The 22,244-nt window shown below is 36.1% G+C and carries 17 protein-coding genes; 14 read left to right on the top strand and 3 right to left on the bottom strand.

The features are described from left to right. Window positions 1-65 precede the first annotated feature (65 nt). Window positions 66-1,382: an adenosylhomocysteinase gene (ahcY, locus tag EKM03_RS11875; RefSeq protein WP_126457562.1), complete on the bottom strand. Its 1,317-nt coding sequence runs from the start codon at window positions 1,380-1,382 to the stop codon at window positions 66-68. A gap of 281 nt (window positions 1,383-1,663) precedes the next feature. Here ahcY and EKM03_RS11870 point away from each other — a divergent pair, with 281 nt between their 5' ends. From EKM03_RS11870 to EKM03_RS11810, 12 genes are all read left to right on the top strand, one after another. Continuing rightward, window positions 1,664-2,293: a 4'-phosphopantetheinyl transferase superfamily protein gene (locus EKM03_RS11870; protein WP_126516305.1), complete on the top strand. Its 630-nt coding sequence runs from the start codon at window positions 1,664-1,666 to the stop codon at window positions 2,291-2,293. 138 nt (window positions 2,294-2,431) lie between these two features. Beyond that, window positions 2,432-3,151, top strand: a complete 720-nt coding sequence (locus tag EKM03_RS11865; RefSeq protein WP_126553936.1) for a geranylgeranylglyceryl/heptaprenylglyceryl phosphate synthase — start codon at window positions 2,432-2,434, stop codon at window positions 3,149-3,151. Further along, complete coding sequence (gene pnuC, locus EKM03_RS11860; protein WP_126561472.1) at window positions 3,151-3,780, top strand: nicotinamide riboside transporter PnuC; 630 nt, start codon at window positions 3,151-3,153, stop codon at window positions 3,778-3,780. Before EKM03_RS11865 ends, pnuC begins: the two co-directional genes overlap by 1 nt. Beyond that, on the top strand, window positions 3,735-5,855 hold the full coding sequence (locus EKM03_RS11855) for a DUF4301 family protein (protein WP_126740470.1): 2,121 nt from the start codon (window positions 3,735-3,737) through the stop codon (window positions 5,853-5,855). Before pnuC ends, EKM03_RS11855 begins: the two co-directional genes overlap by 46 nt. A gap of 13 nt (window positions 5,856-5,868) precedes the next feature. Next, complete coding sequence (gene arfB, locus EKM03_RS11850; RefSeq protein ID WP_126457557.1) at window positions 5,869-6,273, top strand: alternative ribosome rescue aminoacyl-tRNA hydrolase ArfB; 405 nt, start codon at window positions 5,869-5,871, stop codon at window positions 6,271-6,273. Between the two features lie 306 nt (window positions 6,274-6,579). Beyond that, window positions 6,580-8,670, top strand: coding sequence for a TonB-dependent receptor (locus EKM03_RS11845; protein WP_233584087.1), 2,091 nt, complete (start codon window positions 6,580-6,582; stop codon window positions 8,668-8,670). A gap of 405 nt (window positions 8,671-9,075) precedes the next feature. After that, window positions 9,076-9,264: a hypothetical protein gene (locus EKM03_RS11840; RefSeq protein WP_233584086.1), complete on the top strand. Its 189-nt coding sequence runs from the start codon at window positions 9,076-9,078 to the stop codon at window positions 9,262-9,264. Window positions 9,265-9,328: 64 nt separating this feature from the next. Continuing rightward, window positions 9,329-10,045: a GLPGLI family protein gene (locus EKM03_RS11835; protein ID WP_126457554.1), complete on the top strand. Its 717-nt coding sequence runs from the start codon at window positions 9,329-9,331 to the stop codon at window positions 10,043-10,045. A gap of 340 nt (window positions 10,046-10,385) precedes the next feature. Further along, entirely contained in the window at window positions 10,386-11,111 is a 726-nt protein-coding gene (locus tag EKM03_RS11830; RefSeq protein ID WP_126457553.1) for a GLPGLI family protein, read from the top strand. A 28-nt stretch (window positions 11,112-11,139) separates the two neighbouring features. Then, window positions 11,140-13,830, top strand: coding sequence for a TonB-dependent receptor (locus tag EKM03_RS11825; RefSeq protein WP_126740467.1), 2,691 nt, complete (start codon window positions 11,140-11,142; stop codon window positions 13,828-13,830). Between the two features lie 376 nt (window positions 13,831-14,206). Next, window positions 14,207-14,923 (top strand): DsbA family protein, encoded by a 717-nt coding sequence (locus EKM03_RS11815; RefSeq protein WP_126455170.1) that lies wholly within the window; start codon window positions 14,207-14,209, stop codon window positions 14,921-14,923. Between the two features lie 138 nt (window positions 14,924-15,061). Then, window positions 15,062-16,045: a Gfo/Idh/MocA family protein gene (locus tag EKM03_RS11810; protein WP_126457551.1), complete on the top strand. Its 984-nt coding sequence runs from the start codon at window positions 15,062-15,064 to the stop codon at window positions 16,043-16,045. An 81-nt stretch (window positions 16,046-16,126) separates the two neighbouring features. Here EKM03_RS11810 and EKM03_RS11805 read toward each other — a convergent pair whose 3' ends face one another. Next, window positions 16,127-16,798, bottom strand: a complete 672-nt coding sequence (locus EKM03_RS11805; protein WP_126740466.1) for a hypothetical protein — start codon at window positions 16,796-16,798, stop codon at window positions 16,127-16,129. 390 nt (window positions 16,799-17,188) lie between these two features. Between EKM03_RS11805 and EKM03_RS11800 the strand changes: the two genes are divergently transcribed. Together EKM03_RS11800 and EKM03_RS11795 are read left to right on the top strand one after the other, a co-directional pair. Then, complete coding sequence (locus tag EKM03_RS11800) at window positions 17,189-18,463, top strand: Y-family DNA polymerase (protein WP_126457549.1); 1,275 nt, start codon at window positions 17,189-17,191, stop codon at window positions 18,461-18,463. Next, window positions 18,454-18,894, top strand: a complete 441-nt coding sequence (locus EKM03_RS11795; protein WP_126457548.1) for a LexA family transcriptional regulator — start codon at window positions 18,454-18,456, stop codon at window positions 18,892-18,894. The genes EKM03_RS11800 and EKM03_RS11795 overlap by 10 nt, the downstream gene beginning before the upstream one ends. A 108-nt stretch (window positions 18,895-19,002) precedes the next feature. Here the strand turns inward: EKM03_RS11795 and EKM03_RS11790 are convergent, their stop codons facing one another. After that, on the bottom strand, window positions 19,003-22,179 hold the full coding sequence (locus EKM03_RS11790) for an efflux RND transporter permease subunit (RefSeq protein WP_126456161.1): 3,177 nt from the start codon (window positions 22,177-22,179) through the stop codon (window positions 19,003-19,005). Window positions 22,180-22,244 lie beyond the last annotated feature (65 nt).

The raw sequence follows: 22,244 nt of genomic DNA, 5'->3' as shown, positions 1-22,244 counted from the left end.
CTTCGGGACTGCAAGGGTTTGTATTATAATAGTGAGAATTGCTTCGTTTCCTCGCAATGACTCGACTAGTATCTGTAATATTCTGGTTTGAACGGGCCTTCAACTGGAACGCCAATGTAATCCGCTTGATCAGTACGTAACGTCTCTAATTCAACACCCAATTTAGCTAAGTGTAACATGGCTACTTTCTCATCAAGATGTTTTGGTAACATGTACACATCATTGTTGTATGCCGCACTGTTTTTCCATAATTCGATTTGAGCCAGTGTTTGGTTAGTAAAGGAGTTACTCATTACAAAACTTGGGTGACCTGTAGCACAACCAAGGTTTACCAAACGGCCTTCAGCCAATACAATAATATCATTTCCAGCAATAGTGTATTTATCAACTTGAGGTTTGATTTCGATTTTTGATGCACCGTGGTTAGTGTTCAACCAAGCCATATCAATTTCGTTGTCAAAATGTCCAATATTACAAACGATAGTTTTGTCTTTCATTTTCTCAAAATGAGAACCCAAAACAATATCTTTATTTCCAGTAGTGGTAATGATAATATCAGCAGTTGCAATAACTGTATCTAATTTTTTTACTTCAAAACCGTCCATCGCTGCTTGAAGCGCACAAATTGGGTCAATTTCAGTAACCGTAACAATAGAACCAGCACCTCTAAAAGAAGCTGCTGTCCCTTTACCTACGTCACCGTATCCACAAACGATTACTCTTTTTGCAGCAAGCATCAAGTCAGTTGCACGACGAACTGCATCAACTGCTGATTCTTTACAACCGTATTTGTTGTCAAATTTCGATTTAGTAACCGAGTCATTCACGTTGATTGCCGGCATTGGCAATGTTCCTGCTTTTACTCTTTCGTATAATCTGTGTACTCCAGTGGTAGTTTCTTCAGATAATCCTTTGATTCCTGCAACTAATTCTGGGTAACGGTCTATAACCATATTGGTCAAATCCCCACCGTCATCAAGAATCATGTTCAATGGTTTTCTGTCTTCACCAAAAAATAATGTTTGCTCAATACACCAGTCAAAATCAGGTTCGTTCAACCCTTTCCAAGCATATACCTGAATTCCAGCAGCAGCAATCGCTGCAGCAGCCTGATCTTGTGTAGAGAAAATGTTACAAGAACTCCAAGTCACCTCAGCACCAAGAGCGATCAACGTTTCAATCAAAACTGCAGTCTGGATTGTCATGTGCAAGCATCCCGCAATACGAGCACCAGCAAGTGGTTGTTCGTTTTTGTATTCCGCACGAAGCGCCATTAAACCTGGCATTTCAGCTTCTGCTAATTCAATTTCTTTTCTTCCCCAAGCCGCCAGGGAAATGTCTTTTACTTTGAAAGCCACAAAAGGCATAGTTGTAGTACTCATTTATAGTATATTTGTAATTACTTCGTCCGTTCGCCTTTCAGGCTCGGGTGAAAATTTTTTGCAAATTTACGCAATAACTTTAGAATTTTACGGTTTTCCAGAAGATTTATGAATTGTTTAATTCGCTAATCTTTTGAACATTAACTAAATAATTTCTTTAAGCTGAACTTGTTTCAGTTTCTGGAGCTATTTCCCGTTATTCGCTATATCTTTTTACACGCAAAAAAGCGTGAAAAAAGGATATCACTGCTACCGGGGCTAAAAATCAAGATCACAACACGATGCCACTTTATAAAATCATACGTCCTAATGCCGCCACCCAAATTTTAATTTGGAAAATAACGGAACCTTTCTCCGAATTAAACCAGCAGATTGTTCTTAATGTAAACAATCAAAATCGACTGGACGGAATGAAATCCGAAATGCACCAACGCGCCTTCCTGAGCGTTCGTAAGGCATTGCAACAAGCCGGATATACTGATTTTGATTTGTATTATGACACCTTCGGAAAGCCCCATTTACACGATGGAAAGCACATTTCCATCACACATTCTCATGAGTTTTCGGCCATTATAATCAGTACTGAAACCGTGGGAATCGACATTGAATTGCAACGAAATAAAATCATCAAAATAGCACATAAATTTTGTGATAGCGAGTTTCAATTCTTGGATATGGACAGTGAAGAATATATCCGAAAATTAACGGTTATTTGGGGTGCCAAAGAGGCTATTTTCAAAATTAGAAACGAAAAAGGAATCAGTTTCAAAGACCATATAAACGTTCATTCATTTGAATTAAATACTAAACAAAATAAAGCTAAACTTCATTTTAATAATGTATTGAAGGATTTCAATATTCATTTTGAAGAAATACAAGATTTTACGTTAGTCTATGCTTTCGAAAAATAGTACACAGTATTTCATCGCGCAGTTTGTCATTGCTTTGCCCGTACTGGTTAAGCAATGAAAAGACAATTAATAAGCAACAATATAAAGTATCAGAAATCCGTTTAAATCCACAAAATCCGCGTTATCTGCGTACCAAAAATGACAAACATTTATAACGAAATCATCCAATCTAAAGTCGAATGTCAAAAGCTCCTGGCGATTCTTCTGGATCCTGATAAAATAGTTTTGGAAAATTTACCTAGTTTAATTTCAAAAATCAATCAATCACCCGCAACACATATTTTCATTGGCGGAAGCCAGGTTGAAAACAACATTTTAGACGAATTAATTATAGAAATAAAAAAAAGCAGCACATTGCCTATCGTTTTATTTCCTGGAAACCCATCTCAGATTTCAGATAAAGCCGATGCAATTTTATTTTTGTCTTTAATTTCTGGTCGCAATCCTGATTTTTTAATCGAACACCAAGTAAAAGTGGCACCCATTTTAAAACAAACCCAACTCGAGATCATTTCTACCGGTTATATTTTGATTGAAAGCGGCACTGAAACCGCAGTAGAACGCATTAGTAAAACAAAGCCTTTAGATAGAAATAATCTGGATTTAGCATTGGCTACGGCACTAGCGGGAGAAATGTTAGGTAATAAACTGATTTATCTCGAAGCGGGAAGTGGCGCTAAACAAGCTGTTCCGTTAGAAATGATTGCATTAGTTACGCAAAATATTGAAATTCCGTTACTTGTTGGTGGTGGTATTGTAGATTTGCAGGGAATTCAAAACGCGTATGCTGCCGGAGCCGATCTAGTAATTATAGGAACCGCTTTTGAAAAGGATATTAATTTTTTTAACCTTAATTAATGATAGACTATTTTTTTTCGCAGTACAGCGAGTATTCAACATTAGATATTATCTTGGAAATTATAGCTGTCATTTTTGGACTATGGAGTGTTTGGTACGCCAAAAAAGACAATATTCTGGTTTTTCCAACCGGATTAGTGAGTACGTCCATATTTGTGTATTTGCTCTGGAAATGGACCTTGTGGGGTGACATGATGATTAATGGCTATTATTTTGTAATGAGTATTTATGGCTGGTACCATTGGACCCGAAAAAAAGGCGATACGGAAGAATTCCCAATTTCAAAAATTTCAAGTTCTGAAAAACGAATTGCGATAATTCTTTTTATATTTACGGTCGCTTTTGTGGTTTCAGTATATCACTATTTTGGTAAATTTACCACTTGGTATGCCTATGTAGATACATTTATTACAGGGATTTTCTTTGTGGGAATGTGGCTCATGGCCAAAAGGAAAGTCGAGAATTGGGTGTTTTGGATTATTGGAGATGTAATTTCCATTCCGTTGTATTTTGCCAAAGGCTATACCTTTACCAGTTTTCAATACATAGTATTTACAATAGTTGCCATTTTTGGCTATTTAGAATGGAAGAAAATCTCAGACAGCTCTCAAACGGAGTTACAAAAATAATTAAAATAGCTTTATTTGGTCCTGAAAGCACTGGCAAAACTACCTTGGCCAGACAGCTTGCAGACTATTATAAAACGGAATGGGTTCCGGAGTTTGCACGTGATTACCTGCAAGAAAAGTGGGATTCAAGTCAGCAAATATGTACCGTTGATGATATGCTGCCCATTGCTTACGGTCAAGCTAAATTAGAAAATGAACGAACGCTGATTGCCAATAAATATCTTTTTTGTGATACGAATCTAATGGTGACCAAAGTTTTTTCGGAGGTGTATTACAACTATTGTGATCCTTTGTTGCATGAAGCAGCTCGCGCACATGAATACGATTTGTTTTTTCTGACAGATATTGATGTACCCTGGGAAAAAGATGATTTGCGAGACAAAGCAGAAGGAAGAGAATCTGTTTTTGCCGTGTTTAAACAATCTTTAATCGATAATAATAAACCATTTATAACCCTTTCCGGAGACCAGGATTTGCGTCTCAAAAAGGCAATTGCAAGTGTTGATGACTTAACTTTAGCAAGGGAACTCGGGTTTTCCTCGGATGATTTTCTGTATATTCAGGAGTATGGAATCTCAATGAAAGACATTCAAAAGCAATTGAATTTTTTTAAAAACGGTATCCCCAAAGCAGATTTGGTTCGTCCGGCAACAGTGTCTAATGGTATTTTAAAGCTATCTGAAAAAGATTTTCAAGAAAAATCCCTTTTTTTTGATACCCATAAATCAAATCTGAAATTACAGAAATTTGTGCCTGCTTCCGGAGCAGCCAGCAGAATGTTTAAGTTTTTGGCGGAATTTATAAATGAATTTGATGTTGAAAATGAATCAATTAATTCCTATATCAACCGAAAAAAAGCAAATAAACTTGCTGTTTTTATCGTGGGAATGGAAAAACTTCCCTTTTTTGAAGCAATCGATAAACGACTCAGAGCCGAGTATGCCGCTTTTGATACTTTAGATCCAAGTTTGAAAAATTATTATTTTATAAAATTCATTTTATCATCTGATTATTTTGACTTTGCAAATCAGCCAAAAGGGACTCTTCCTTTTCATAAATACAAAACCCATATTGCAACTCCTGTGGAAGAGCATTTACAGGAATGTACGCATTATACGAGCACTAATAACTGTTCTTATTTGCATTTTACAGTGTCAGAATCCCATCAAAAAAAGTTTGAAAGCCGCATTGATGCAATTAAATCTAAAATTGAAAAGCAATCGGGTGTAACAATACAGGTTAGTTTTTCCTATCAAAGCAAGCGAACTGATACACTTGCGGTTACTATGAAAAACAAGCCGTTCCGAGATGAAAAGGGACAATTAGTTTTCAGGCCCGGAGGACACGGTGCTTTGATTGCCAATTTGAATGATTTAGAGGCTGATATAGTATTTATCAAAAACATTGACAATGTAATTCAAAACAATTTAGAGAAAATTTCTTTGTACAAAAAAGGGTTGGCGGGAATTTTGCTGGCAATACAGCAGCAGGTTTTCAGGTATTTAAACGCCTTGGATACTGTGGCAATTGAGTCCGCGTTTGTAGATGAAATTATTCTTTTTTTGAAGGAAAAATTGAATACTACAATGAAGGACGGTTTTCATACATATACTCTGGACAATAAAATCAAGGAAATAAAAGCGATTTTAAACAGGCCGATTCGCGTATGCGGAATGGTAAAAAACGAGGGTGAACCCGGAGGAGGGCCGTTTTGGGTCCGGGATCTTCAAGGAGGAATTTCATTGCAAATCGTAGAAGGTTTCCAAGTCGATTTGGCAAACGACAATCAAAAGACAATTCTGGATGCTGCTACCCATTTTAATCCGGTTGATTTAGTCTGTAGCCTAAAAAATTATAAAAAAGAGAAATTTGATCTCACTCAGTTTGTGGATTATAGTAGTGGTTTTATTGTGGAAAAAAATGTAGCGGGCAAAAACATCAAAGGGTATGAATTGCCTGGTTTATGGAACGGCGCAATGGCTAAATGGCTGACTGTGTTTGTTGAGGTGCCTTTGATTACTTTTAATCCGGTCAAAACGGTGAATGATTTGTTGAAACCGGCACATCAGTTCTAAAATTTACGCATCAATGGAAATAGAAAAAATCGTATCCGAATTAAGTTTTAAAGCAGTCCGGAGCAGTGGAGCCGGCGGTCAGAACGTAAATAAAGTATCCTCTAAAGTGGTGTTGACTTTTGATCTGCACCATTCTCTGGCTTTAACGGACGAAGAAAAACTTTTGATTGCAACTAAATTATCGTCCAGACTTACCACTGATGCTGTTTTAATTTTAAATTGTGAGGAAGACCGAAGTCAATTTAGAAACAAAGAACTCGTAATCAAACGATTTTTGGAATTAATAAAAAATGCATTGCTTGTTCCAAAAGAAAGAAAACCCACCAGAATCCCTAAATCAGTCATTAGAAAAAGAATAAAGGATAAAAAGACTATTTCTGAAGTCAAGAAAAACAGGAGAAAACCAAATTTAGAATAAGATTTTATTTTTTATTTTCTAAAATTCGAACAAAAAAAACTACTTTTGCGCTGTCTCAAAGGGGTGCTCTAAATAACGAGCTGAGATCATACCCAACGAACCTGGGCGAGTAATGTCGCTAAGGGAAAAAATGACAAAGAAAATAGCGTGCACACTATCTATTTGTCATAGGAAACAATCATTTATTAATTTAACAAAAGGAATAATTCCCCCTTTTATTCGTAATCTTATTTACGGATGAATACTATTTTAGTCTCAAAGTCTCAAAGTCTTAAAGTTTCAAAGTCCAAGAATCTGACATATTTTATGTCTTCTGTCTTTCTCTTTACATCATTTATCTCTTTTTCTCAAGTTAAAGACACTACGAAAGTAAACCAACTTGATGAAGTCTTGGTTTCGGCGGTGCGGGTCACTACTAAAACGCCGGTAAGTTTCAGTAATTTGGACAAAAAGGAAATCAAATTCCGAAACTTAGGACAGGATATTCCTATTTTAATGAATTATTTGCCGTCAGTTGTGACGACTTCTGATGCGGGAAATGGAGTAGGGTATACCGGAATTCGCGTACGTGGTAGCGATGCAACAAGAGTGAATGTCACTATCAACGGAATTCCTTACAATGATTCTGAAAGTCAGGGAACCTTTTGGGTAAATATGCCAGATTTTGCTTCATCATTAGAAAGTTTGCAATTGCAACGTGGCGTAGGAACGTCTACGAATGGAGCGGGTGCTTTTGGGGCGAGCTTAAACATGTTGACGGACAATTTTGCCAAAGAAAGCTCTGGTGAAATATCGAACTCTGTGGGTAGTTTCAATACCAGAAAACACACCGTAAAATTCAGTACGGGTTTGATGAACGACCATTTTGAAATCGCAGGAAGGTTATCAGCCATCAAGTCTGACGGGTTTGTAGATCGTGGCGCTTCTGATTTGAAATCCTATTTTCTGCAGGGAACGTATGTCGGCAAAACGACTTTGATAAAAGCATTGGTTTTTGGAGGTACTGAAAAAACGTACCAGTCTTGGAACGGAATAGATGCAGAAACGCTGCAGAATGACCGAGCGTTTAATTCATCAGGTGCTTTTACGGACGAGCAAGGAAATGCTCGTTTTTATGATAATGAAACGGATAATTACCAGCAAGATCACTCTCAATTGCATTGGAACGAAAAAATATCTGAAAACTGGAGTACTAATTTTGCTTTGCATTACACCAAAGGAAAAGGATTCTATGAAAATTATAAAGAAGATGCTAAATTTTCCAGCTATAACTTGACGCCAATTACTATTGGAGGAACAACAATAAATAGAACGGATTTAGTGCGTCAAAAATGGTTGGATAATGATTTTTACGGTACTACTTTTTCTGCTAATTATAAAGAGGAAAAACTGGATGTAATTTTTGGTGGTGGATGGAATAAGTATGAAGGCGACCATTTTGGAAAAGTGATCTGGGCACGAAATGCTTCACAGAGTGAGTTAGGAGATCGCTATTACGATGATTATGCCAATAAAACGGACGGGAATATTTTTGCGAAAGCCAATTACCAAATCACAGAACAGCTAAGTTTATTTGGAGATTTGCAATATCGTTCAGTGAATTACAAGGCTAATGGTGTTCAACCAACACTTGTGGATGATACGTTTAATTTCTTTAACCCTAAAACGGGATTGACCTATACGATCAATTCCGGAAATTCCGTGTATTTGTCTTATGCCAGAGCCAATCGCGAACCGAATAGGAGTGATTATGAAGGCGGAAACGTAAAGCCAGAGAAACTAAATGACTTTGAATTGGGGTGGAGATATGTTGCGGAAAAAGTACAATTTAACTCGAATGTGTATTATATGGCCTATAAAGACCAATTGATTTTGACAGGGAGTTTAGACGATGTAGGTGCTCCGATACGTTCGAACAGCGAAAAAAGTTACCGCTTAGGACTGGAAATAGATGCTACAATAGCGTTGACAGACCAATTGATTATTCGTCCTAATTTTACCTTGAGTGCCAATAAAAATATTGATTTAGCTGTTGAAGGTCAAAATTACGGAACTACTGAAATTGCGTATTCACCATCAATAATTGCGGGAAATATTTTGGTTTATACGCCCATTGAAAATCTTCATATTTCATGGTTGCAAAAATTCGTTGGGGAACAATACATGAACAACATCGAATTACCGGCTGCAAAGTTGGCGGATTATTTTGTGAATGATTTGAATGTTGCTTACACTTTTAAACCTAAAAACATCTTCAAAGAAATCGTATTGACCGGTTTAGTGAATAACTTTTTAGATAAGCAATACGTTTCTAACGGATACATGTATGACGTTTATCCATATTATTACCCACAAGCGGGAATTAATTTCTTGGTGGGATTGACGTTGAAGTTTTAGCAATAGTTCGTTAGTTCTATTTTTTTTAAATCCTGATGGCTTAGCTATCAGGATTTTTTGTTGTGTGTTTTTTGCGATGAATTCTGTTCTCAATCTAATGGAACTTTATTGTTTTTTTTTAAACAGGAATAGTTTGTGTAATCTTCGGGAATCCCTAGTGGTGTTAGCGAATTGAAATTTAGGGGGTTTGGTCAAGTGCTTTGTTTTTAAGTAATTATGGTTTTTATTTTAAAAAACACCTTGTTAAAGTGTAGTTAAACAATTCTTAAAAATAGTGTGAGGCATTTTAATTTTGTCAAGTTTACTATGGTTAGCCACTAAATATTTTATTAATTTAAACAATATTAAAAATGAAAAAATTATTATTTTACCGCTCTGGCAGTGGTAGCGTTTAGCGGAGTTGCAATGGCAGGAACTCATGAAGTTAAAGAAATGGAAGTATTGTCAGAAGAATGTTATGTAAAAGCTGCTGATTATGTAGACAATGAGTATGACCCTAATGGCACGCACACTGATGCACAAAATGAAGCTGCTTATCAGGGGTATTACGATGCTTGTGAAGCTAATAAAACACCTCGTATAACCGAAAATTAATGTAGTACTTATAACTAGCAAACAAAACTAAATTTTAGTTTTGCTTGCTTCTACAATGAAAACAATGAAAAAAGTAATAATAGGATTCTGTTGTTTGTTATTTACAGTGACAGTTGACTGCTACAGTCAATCAGTTTCAGGAAAAGTGATTTATAAAACTCAATTAGCTGGGTACGGTAGCGGTAATAAAAATTCAAAATTTCTTCCACTAAATGAAGCTATAATCAAGATTGCAAACAAGCAAACCCTTACGCTAAATTTTAATAGCGGGCAATCGAGTTCTGTTTTGGATAAATATTTAATTTCTGACGCGGACGACAATGAATTAAATAAAATGGCGAGGTCGTTGGCTTTTGTGGTAACTAACGGTAGCGATTATTTTTTTGAAAAAAGCACTAATACGGCTGTAGAGCGAAAAGACAACGGAAGTTTAACCAAGAAAATACATAAAAAATTAGAATGGGACATCACAACAGAAAGTAAGATGATTGGTGATTATTTGTGCTACAAAGCGATCTATTTAGAAAAATTTATCAATAGATTCGGTAAAAATACTAGTGTTCCCATTACCGCATGGTTTGCACCAAGTTTACCTTACGCTTATGGTCCGAAATATTTTAATGGTTTACCGGGGCTTATTTTAGAATTGGTGGATCGTGAGACTACTTTTTATGCCACATCAATAACGATTTCAAAAGATAAAGAATTAGTAATAGATTTTCCAAAAGGGAAAAGTATTAAGGAGGAAGAATATACTAAAAAAGTGATACCAATTAAATAAATGAATAGTATTTACCTCTTCCTTTTTTTTTACAATAGTAACCTTTTCACAATCCCACACCATAATTGGTGTAGTCTCTGACGATAGAAATAAACCGTTAGAATCCGCTAATGTAATTGCTAAACCGCAGCAAGAAGGAGCAAGCCTTAAATTTGCCATTGCGGATAACAAAGGGCGTTACCGCTTAGAACTGGATAAAGAAGAGTTACTTTTTTAGCATCTAAGATAACCACTTGTAACGAAAGTGAAGCAACCATCGATTTTCCAAAAGGAAAAATCACTCCAAAAGAAGAGTACGACAAGAAGATGAAATCTCAATATTAAATGTAATAGTGTAACTATGAAAAAAGCAATAATAACAGTAATGTTAATCGCCTTTGCAGCAGTGCAGGACTGTTACAGTCAGTCTCTTTCGGGGAAAGTGATTTATAAAATTCAATTGATAAATAATCAAGTAGACCTCAAAAACTCACCAGATAGAGAATTAATTGAGAACACAATTGAAATTGCTAACAAACAAACTACCACACTGCTTTTTAATAGGACGCAATCTAGTACTATTTTAGATCAATATTTGATCCAAGATACTGGCGGCAACACCGGTTTAAGGAAATGGGCCCAAAAAATGGCTTTTATACAAACTGTCGGGAGCGATTATTTTTACGATAAAGTTAGTAATACAGCTGTAGAACGAAATAATAGTGGGACGTTAGTTAAGAAAACAAACAAAAAATTAGAATGGGACATCACAACAGAAAGTAAGATGATTGGTGATTATTTGTGCTATAAAGCGATTTATTTAAATAAATTTATTAATAGATTAGGTAAAAACACTAGTGTTCCCATTACCGCATGGTTTGCACCAAGTTTGCCATATGGCTTTGGCCCAAAATATTTTAATGGATTACCGGGACTTATTTTAGAACTAGAAGACAGAGAAACCACTTTTTTAGCCTCATCTATAATTATTTCTAACGAAAGCGAAGCAACCATCGATTTCCCAAAAGGAAAAACAATCACAAAAGAAGAATTCGAAAAGAAAATGAAATCTCAATATGGATCCTAAGATCATAAGAAATTAAAAGCAAATCTCTATGTTGACGATAAACATCAAATACCTAGCACTCTTTTTTTTGATGTTATTTATCTCTCCGGCAGGCTTTTCACAATCCCACACCATAACCGGTGTAGTCTCTGACGATAGTAATAAACCGTTAGAATCCGCTAATGTAATTGCTAAACCACTACAAGAAGGAGCAAGCCTGAAGTTTGCCATTGCGGATAATAAAGGGCGTTACCGCTTAGAACTGGATAAAGAAGTAGCGTATGAAATCACGGTTTCCTATATTGGTTTTGTCGAGGAAATGCTTTTTTTGGACCCCAATTCAGTAATTGCTAACTATGATTTTAAACTCAGACCTACCGGTGTAACACTCAAGGAAATTGTCATCAAGCACGAGTTTAAACCCATTATTATCAAAAAAGATACGCTGATATTTGATGTAAAAAGTTTTGCTAATGGGAACGAACGGAAAATGAAGGATATTCTCGAAAAACTTCCAGGTGTAGAAGTCGATAAAAACGGTGGAGTAACAGTTCAGGGAAAAAGAGTTACTCAAATGCTTATCGAAGGGAAATCATTCTTTGGTGGTGGATCAAAGTTAGCAGTCGAGAACATTCCTGCTGATGCGCTGGACAAAATTGAAGTCATTGATAATTTCAATGAAGTGGCATTCATGAAAGAGGTTTCGGATAGCGATGAACTCGCGATAAATGTAAAATTAAAAGAAGATAAGAAAAATTTTGTTTTTGGAGATGTCGAAGCCGGTGCCGAAGTAGGAACTGAAGACAATGGTTTTTATCTGGCACATGCGGCGTTATTTTATTATGCGCCAAAAACCAATTTGAGTTTTATTGGGGACATAAATAACATAGGTAAGAGTACTTTTACGTTTGATGATCTCACGCGCTTTGGTAGTGGAGCAAGTGCGTTTTTGACGGGCAGGAGATCGTTATCTAATTTGTTTTCTTTTGCCAATGATAATAGAGATGTGGTTCAGAATAAATCGCAAGTTGGCGCTTTCAATTTTAGTCATGATACTTCCTCAAAGCTTTCTATTTCTGGTTTTTCTATTTTTTCGAAAGTATTGACGGCTACACGAACAGAAAGCGCTAATGAATACTTGCAAAATAGCGCTATCGCCTTTGAGAATAAGTTACAAAATGGGGACAATCGCTCGGTTTTGGGAATTGCCAATGTAAAACTGGATTATTCGCCCAGCGCTAAAGAAAAATGGTATTATAACGGACAATATCAATCGAGTACTAATAATTTTTCAAGTACCATTAACTCTATAACCAATCTTAATGCTAGTATTTTTGAAACCATTAACCAAACGGATAATGTAGCAATAAAACAATTTATTGAGTGGCATAAAAGTTATAATGCACATCATACCACCACATTTGTAGTCAATCAGTCGTATGATTACAACACGCCACAAACACAATGGTTTACGGATCAGCCTTTTTTGACAGGACTGATTCCACTGCAAGACGATGATTCCTATACCATTGAACAAATCAAGAAAGCCAAAAATAATAGTGTGGATGCGTTGGTTAAACATTATTGGGTCATTGATAATTTCAATCATTTGTATACTAATGTGGGAAATAATTATGGAACATCTCGTTTTGAAACTTCAGAGAAACAACTATTGACCAATGGAACAGTTAATGATTTTGCGTTGGCTGGTTTCGGGAATGACGTTAAGTACCAATTGAATGATGCATATATTGGAGTCGAATACAAATTCCGTATTGGTAAATGGACTAATAAACCTGGTTTATACATGCACTGGTACCATCTACAGACAGAACAGCAATTAGGAGTGCGGACATTGTCTAAAACACTCTTGCAACCGCAGTGGGACAGCGAATTTGAATTTAATAAATCAGAAACGGTAACTTTTACGTATAAACTTGAGAATAGTTTTCCGCAGGTGAGCCAAATGGCGGATCAGTTTAGCTTGCAAAATTATAATTTGGTGTACAGAGGAAATGCGTTGTTGCAAAACGAGCGCTATCATTCGGCAAATTTGCGGTATTCAAAAATTAATAGTTTTAGAGGCATTAGGATGGATGCCACAGCTAGTTTTAATAAAAAAGTAAAAACGATTCGGAACGAAATCCTATTAGATGGAATCAATCAATTTAGCACACCCATTCTAAGCGATAATCCTGAAACGAATTACAATGTACATGGTTCTATATCTAAGCAAATATACCGTTTCAGTTTGCGTTTCAATACGAGTTTGCGTTGGTTTAATTATTTACAAACATTGAATAATGTATTAACGGTAAATGACAGAAACAATCAAAGAATGGGTGTTTCCTTTCGGACAGCCCATAGGAAATGGCCTAATTTGAGTATTGGTTACACTAAAGGTTTTAGTCAGTTCTCCGGTTTGACTCAATCGAATTTTCAGACGGATGCCTTAACTGCTAATGCTGACATAACCTTTTTTAAATTTTGGACCTGTAAATTTGAATACGAAAATCTCACGAATACGAATAACAACAATCAAAGTAATTTTTATGATATTGCTAATACATCATTGCGATATCAAAAGAAAAATAGTCCTTTTGGCTTTCAATTGACTGTCAATAACCTATTTGATATCAGAGTGAAAAATGATTATTCATTCTCAGACTTTTTAATCAGCGAGCGAACTACTTTTGTTTTACCACGAGTGTTTTTATTTTCAGTGAGTTATAAATTGTAGTTAATTATAAACACAAATCGGTTTATAAATTAATTATTTTGACCGGTTTAGTGAATAACTTTTTAGATAAGAAATACGTTTCTAACGGATACATGTATGACATCTATCCGTATTATTATCCACAAGCAGGAATTAATTTCTTAGCGGGATTAACGTTGAAGTTTTAGTATAATGATTATAATTGACAAAAAACCATCACGAGCAATTTTGATGGTTTTTTTGGTTCTATTATAAAGGATTACTTTTCTGACTTTCTGATTCAAATAAATATTTACTATTCCAGTATCTATAATTAAACACTAAAACCCCAAAAGCTCAAAACTGAATTGATTAATTTTGTATTATAAAATTAATTTTTGAATTTAATTAAAGGAAAATGGGAAATACATTAAAAATACAAATCTGGTCGGATATCATGTGTCCGTTTTGTTATATTGGAAAAAGAAGAATAGAAGGTGCTTTACAGAATTTTGAGCATAAAGATGCAGTTGAAATTGAATGGAAAAGTTTTCAGTTAGACGCCGGCTTTGTTGCTTCTCCAGAGGATGATATGGTTGAGCATTTGGCCGAAAAATATAGAAAAGATAAAGATTGGGCACAAGAGATGCTGAATAATATGACTGAAAATGCTAAAAATGCAGGATTGGATTTCAATTTTGAAAAAGCGGTTATGGCCAATTCGCTGCATGCACATCGCTTGTTGCATTTGGCTAAAAAATATGATTTGGCAAATGACTTAGAAGAATTACTGTTCAAAGCCTATTTAACGGATGGTAAGAATATTAATGATTTGGATACATTGAAAGCGTTAGGACTGGAAGTAGGACTGAATGGCGAAGCTATTGATGAAGTGCTAAATTCTGATGCGTACGCAAATGAAGTGCAGCAGGATATAAATGAGGCGCAATCTGTCGGGGTTCAAGGAGTTCCTTTTTTTGTTTTCGATAATAAATATGCAGTTTCGGGTGCGCAACATGTGGAAACCTTTGTGAAAACACTTGAAAAAGTATGGGAGGAAGGCAAATTTGATTCGAAAGTCACGGTATTGAATACCACCGATGGAGACAGTTGTGGAATTGATGGTTGTGAGTAAAACGAGAATTTCAAACGATAAGCAATTAAGTTCCATCCAGCGTTTTATCTACAAGAAGCATAGTTTCTTTCTGGTTAACTATTACGCAAAACAGTCGCAGTAGCGCACAATCGTCTGAGACAATGAAAAATTATCATTATGAGTGAACCTACAAAAGTAATCCGCTGGGGAATATTAGGCTGTGGCGATGTTACCGAACTGAAAAGTGGTCCTGCGTACCAGAAAACGGATGGTTTTCAAGTGGTAGCAGTAATGCGAAGAGATGCGGTTAAGGCTGCGGATTATGCTAAAAGACACGGAATCAGCAAATATTACACAAATGCCGATGATTTGATTAATGATCCTGAGATTGATGCGATTTATATTGCCACGCCTCCGGATGTGCATAAATTGTATGGACTCATGGTGGCTGCAGCCGGTAAAATATGTTGTATCGAAAAACCTTTGTCTCCAAATTATCAAGACAGTCTCTCGATTTGTACTGCTTTCGCAGCAAAAAAAATTCCGTTGTTTGTAGCCTATTATCGCCGAACATTACCTCGTTTTGAACAAATAAAAGCGTGGCTTGATACCAATAGCATTGGTGACATCAGACACATAAGATGGCATTTGAGTAAACCTGCAAGTTCTACGGATTTATCAGGCGAATACAATTGGCGAACTGATGCGTTGATTGCTGCAGGAGGTTATTTTGATGATTTAGCAAGTCACGGCCTGGATTTATTCACGCATTTACTGGGAAATATAAAAGAAGTTTCGGGGCTTAGTATTAATCAACAGGGATTGTACGCTGCTAAAGATGCCGCGACTGCCTGTTGGTTGCATGAATCTGGAATTACAGGTACCGGAAGCTGGAATTTTGGGTGCTATGAACGGGAAGATAAAGTGGTCATTTATGGAAGCAAAGGAAAAATAACGTTTTCTGTATTTGAAAACGATCCTGTAGTGCTTTCGAACGCACAAGGACAAACAGAAGTACTCATTGACCATCCTGAAAATATTCAGTTGTATCATGTACAGCAAATGCGAGAGGACCTTCTTGGGCACAGTACACACCCTTCTACAGGTTTGACAGCAACGCATACGAGTTGGGTTATGGACCAAATTATGGGGAATTTGTAGTGTTTTCAATTGTTCAAACAAAAATCCCGTTGATACGAATACCAACGGGATTTTTCAAACAAACCATTTATAACTAACAAACTATCTTCTATTGATTACGATGGCTAGGCGACCGGTTCCTTTCGTTTTTTCAATTTTTGCTTTGGGACCATTTGTTCTGTAATAGTAAGAGTCGTCGTCCTCTGAGTTTTGGTTGCCACCAAAATCATTGTCGTAATCACGATCATTTCTGTTTTGACCGTATTGGTAACTTCTACCACCTTTTACAGCGCCAACAGTTTCAACAATCTGGCCATGACGGTTGTAGATTATTTCTAAACCTCCTACGCGTTCCAATGCAAATCGGTTGTAGGTCATATACACGGAACCCACTCGTTTGATGCGGTCATTTGAATCATAGTTGATAAACACATTTCCTACTTGTCTTACTCTCCCCATATTATCGTGTGCTACTTTTACCCCATAATTCCCGTTTCGCACATTGCCTGGCGCACCATAGGTTTTGTTTACCCCATTTTTTCGGCTTGACTTATAATAGATATCCCGTCCAATTGTAGGACGTGTATTAAAATCTAATTGTCCGTCAGGGAAAATAAAAAACTCAATTCCTCTTTCTGTGAATACAATTGGGTCGGCATCTCTAAAATCTACTGGAGATCTTCTTTCTACAGAAAAATCGATTTTTTCTGTGGCATTCGCTATACTACCTCCCAATATGAAGATACTAGCTACTAAAAAGGTAATTTTTTTCATGATACAGTTCTTTTGAATTTTGCCTACTCTTGAGCTTTTCGGCTTTCGCTTTTTGTGTTATTTGATAAGGGATATTCAAGGAGCATGCCAAAATTTTTAATCAAGGGGTTGTGTCTTTAAAGTACGGCCTGATTTTGTAGACTTAATCCACTTAAAATCAGTACTTTAATTTGAGTGAAGGACAAAAAATAATTTTATTGAAAAGCAATTATTATGATTTTTTTTCATAAAATTACTGTACCTGTTGATGTTTTTCATAAAAGAAGAATGCCAGTAAAGGAGCATTAGCTACTTTTAAATCCTTTTCACTACAAAAACTACTTATCAACAGTGCTTAAAATTAACTGTTGTTACGAACTCGCTTCAACTGATATTGAGTAATTTTGCAACATGTATGCTTTAGTTGATTGTAACAATTTTTACGCTTCCTGCGAACGTGTTTTTCAGCCGAAATTCAACGGAAAGCCGGTTGCAATATTATCAAATAACGACGGTTGCGTGATTTCCAGAAGCAATGAAGCAAAAGCGGCCGGGATTCTTATGGGTGCGCCGGCATTTCAGATTAAGGAATTGGTAAAAGAGAAAAATATAACATTATTTTCATCCAATTATGCACTGTATGGAGACTTGAGCAATCGGGTGATGGCTATTTTAGGGCAGTTTACACCAAATCTAGAAATTTACAGCATTGATGAAGCCTTCCTGAATTTTGATGGTTTGACGATTTCCGATTATCATGAGTATGGAATCCAAATGAAAACCCGGATACGAAAATGGGTAGGGATTCCGGTTTGCATTGGCTTTGCCGAAACCAAAGCATTGTCTAAAGTAGCCAATAAAATTGCCAAGAAATTCCAAGACAGAACGCAAGGCGTTTACGTTATTGATACGGAAGAAAAACGAATCAAAGCCTTGAAATGGACAAAGATTGAAGATGTCTGGGGCATTGGTTACCGGATGAATAAAAAGATGAAAGCTAAAAATATTGTGACCGCTCTGGATTTTACGGCACCACAACACGAAGCTTGGATCAAAAAAGAAATGGGTGTGATTGGGATGCGTTTAAAATATGAACTCGAAGGAAAATCAGTATTGGATTTAGAGCCCATTGTTGACCAAAAGAAAAGTATTGCTACGACCAGAAGTTTCCCAAAACAAATTGCTGATTTTGATTTGCTGCGCGAACGTGTAGCAACTTTTGCCGCGGTTTGTGCAGAGAAATTACGCAAACAAAATTCCTGCTGTCATACCATTATTGTAATGTTAGTGGTGGATAAACATACGGTACAAACCTCAAAATATTATTTTAATATGGCGATTACATTGCCGTATGCGTCAAATTCTACATTGACAATTTCTAATGTTGCTATCGCAATGTTGAAGAAACTGCACCAAGGAAATGAACATTTGAAATTCAAGAAAGCGGGAGTGATCGTCACGGAATTGATTGATCAAAACAAGAAACAATTGCAGCTGTTTGACGAAGAAAACCCAAAACATTTGCTGCTGATGAAAGTGATGGATGGTCTCAATAACAAAATTGGAGACAAGAAAGTAAAGTTGGCTACCCAAAATTTAAGTCTGACCTGGAACATGAATCAGAACCATTTGTCACCCGGATACACCACTAATTTTAAAGACATACTCGAAATCAAATGCCAATAAATAACGGACAAAAACTAATGTTCTTTCTACCTGATTTTGAAAGTGAATTGCAAATTCCTTTCATAAACGAAGGGGTTTCGGCGGGATTTCCATCACCGGCCGCAGATTTTATGGAAATGAGCATTGATTTGAACAAGCAATTGAGTGAAAACCCATTAGCTACTTTTTACATCAGAGTCAAAGGAAATTCTATGATTGATGCTGGAATCAATGATAAAGATGTTCTTGTTGTGGATAGAAGCTTGGAGCCACAGAACAATAAAATTGCAATTTGCTTTATCGATGGAGAATTTACGGTGAAACGCATACAACTGAAGAAAGACTGTTTGTATCTGATGCCTGAAAATCCCAATTATGCTCCGATAAAAGTCACGGAAGAAAATCAATTAATCATCTGGGGAATTGTGACCTATGTGATTAAGAAGGTGTAAAAGCCAGTTGTTGCTATTGTTAAAATTGAATTCTTAATGGATTTTTAGCCATAAAAAAACCTGTTCAAACTAATGAACAGGTTTTATCTTTTATAATAAATTCAGATTTTAAACGGTATGTTTTGGATTAAATCCATCTTCACTTAGTTCTTTATGCTCATAATCGGCAACCATTTCAGCTTCATAATCAACTTTTTCTCCTTTCGAAAGTCTACTGATGGCTTTTTCCATAATTTGGTAAATTACCGGAACTACTACTAAAGTCAAGAATAATGAGGAAATTAATCCCCCAATAATTACCCAAGCCAAACCGTTTTTCCATTCCGCTCCAGCTCCAGAGGCTAGCGCAATGGGGAACATACCAAATACCATCGCGATAGTGGTCATCAAAATTGGACGAAGACGCGCATGATTTGCTTGGATTAATGCTGTTCTGACCGTTTCGCCAGCTTTACGCCTTTGATTGGTATAATCTACAAGCATAATCGCATTTTTACACACCAGACCAATAAGCATGATGATACCTAAAATGGTAAATATATTCAGTGTATTATTGGTTAAAGCCAAAGCCAACATTGCACCAATAAAGGAAAGCGGGATGGCAAACAATACCACAAATGGATGTACAAAACTGTCGTATAACGAAACCATTACCAGGTAAACCAAGACAATCGCAGCTAATAGCGCAATTCCTAATGTACCAAAACCTTCGGACTGGTTTTCCTGATCACCACCCCAAATATAATTTACACCGGTTGGTTTTTTTAATTTTTCAATTTTTTCTTGCCATTGTGTTACAATAGTTCCTGAAGCCACACCCACATTTTGGCCTTTTACAGTTACCGATGCTGATTTGTCTCTTCGTTCTAATTCACTTGGACCGGAACCTTCGGTTACGGTTGCAAATTGATTCAGTTTTATTTGTTGACCACTATCGTTTATGAAAATTAAGTTTCTGACATCTGCGATACTTTTTCTGTCGAATGCATTGTATTTAATATTGATGTCATATTCGTATTCACCAGCTCTAAATCTACCATCAGTATTTCCGCTAAAAGCAGTTTGCATGGTCATACCTACTGTTTGCAAACTCAATCCTAAAGCGGCCATTTTATCTCTATCGACTTTTACGTTTACTTCTGGATTTCCATCTTCTACAGACAATTCGATTTCTGTTGCTCCAGGAATGGTACGTAATTCTTTTTCAGCTGCTTTTGCAAATTGCATGGCGCTTTCTACATTTGGCCCCGTTACAATTAATCCTAAAGTAGCATCTTCTGCAGTTCCTAAAATACCAACTGGAACTGTTTTTACTTTGGCACCAACTAGTATTTTTTCTAATTTGCGTTTGGTTTTTGCAGCATACACATTTGCAGGTTCATTACGTTTGTCTAATCCAACCATTTTTACGTTTATCTCCGATTTGTAAGCAGTGGCTTGCGAAGCACCAAGACCTTCACTGGTTTGACCAATCGTTGTAATTTGACTAAAAACATACTCTTCTTTCTGCAAGAATGCTTCTGCTTTTTGCGTCATGAAATTGGTTTGCTCTAATGAAGCATCTTTTGGCATTTCTATCTGAACTAAAAACTCACCACTATCAGACGCGGCAAAGAATTCCCCACCAATAAATCCACCGCCAAATAAACTAATCATCGATCCAAAAAAGAGTACTAAAACGATAGCTAGTGTTTTAAAATAATGATCCAAACACCATTCCAATAATCTGGAGACCCAATTTGTAAATCGTGTTAAATAGCTTTCAAATCCAAGGATGATTCTTCCAAAAAGATTTTTACCTTGAATGTGTTCTAATTTCCCGTATCTTGAAGATAACCATGGAATGATTGTAAATGAAGCGACTAATGACAGCAATGTTGAGATAATAACAGTTACACAGAATTGTGTAATAATGTTAGAAACCAATCCGGTACTCATTGCAATTGGTAGAAACACTACTACAATTACTAAAGTAATCGATACAACAGTTCCACCAATTTCTGCAGTTCCATCATAAGCAGCTCGAACTTTATTTTTACCCATTTCCATGTGCCTGTAAATATTCTCGAGAACTACAATGGCGTCATCCACAAGAATACCCACCACAAGAGAAAGTCCTAATAAACTCATTAAGTTTAAGGTATACCCCATCAAATAAATTCCAATGAACGTAGCAATTAATGAAGCAGGAATAGAAACCATTACAATCAATGAGTTTCTAATGCTGTGCAAGAAAAACAACATCACAAGAGCCACTAAAAGTACCGCAATTAGTAAATCATGCACAACAGCATCGGCAGCTTCTAATGTGAAAATAGTACTGTCTTTTGCTATTTCAAGTTTTAATCCGTTAGCTTTATAATCCGTTTCCAGTTTAGCAATTGTTTTAACTAACTCTTCACTTACCGCAACCGCATTGGCATCCGATTGTTTGATGATTTGTAAAATAATAGCACTTTTTTGATTGACACGCGCTATTTTTTCAGGAATTTTTTGAGTATCCTGAACATCAGCAATAGCATCTAAACGAACTTGTATTCCGTTTTTAGAAGATACAATTAAGTTTCTTAATTCATCAACAGTTTTATATTTTCCGGCTAAACGGATTAGTATTTTTTGCTCACGAGTTTGAATGTTTCCTGTTGGAAAATCCAAATTAGAAGATAAAATAGTTTGTTGCACTTGCGGAATCGAAAGTCCGTAGGCTTGCATTTTTACCGCATCAAGATTTACTTGAATTTCTCTTTCTTGTCCGCCAATAATATTTACTTGTGCTACACCTTCTACTCGAGAAATAACGGGTGCTAATTTTTTATCAATTAAGTCGTAAAAAGCAACTTCATCCATTTTTCCGTTGGCACCAATAGTCATAATTGGTAAATCGCTTAAAGAAAATTTAGTCAATGAAGGCGTTTCAACATCATCAGGCAAATCACTAAGAATAGCATTTATTTTACGCTGCGCATCGTTCATGGAAATATTAACATCAGCCGAAGACGTTAATGTAATGGACACTGTTGATAAACTTTCGTAGGACTTCGAGTCTATTTTTTTAATATTTTCTAAGGATGCAATGGCATCTTCAATTTTTTTGGTAACCGTATTTTCTACCTCACTTGGTGATGCACCCGGATAAATAGTGGCAACAGTAATTACATTGGTTTCGAATTTTGGAATCAATTCGTAACCCAATTGGCTGTAACTGAACAGTCCACCAAGTGTTAGAATCGTAAACAATACAATTACTAACGAAGGACGTTTTATGGATATTTCTGCTAATTTCATATATTTATATTTTTAGGTCTTAACGTATAAGGTCATGCCGTTTTCTGCTTTTGACCTTTGGCTTT

Origin of the sequence: Flavobacterium sp. GSP6 (genome assembly GCF_003984855.1) — a bacterium.
In the GTDB taxonomy this organism is placed as follows: Bacteria; Bacteroidota; Bacteroidia; order Flavobacteriales; family Flavobacteriaceae; genus Flavobacterium.
Note: the sequence above shows the minus strand (reverse complement) of the source record. Positions and strands in the feature narration are given on the sequence as shown.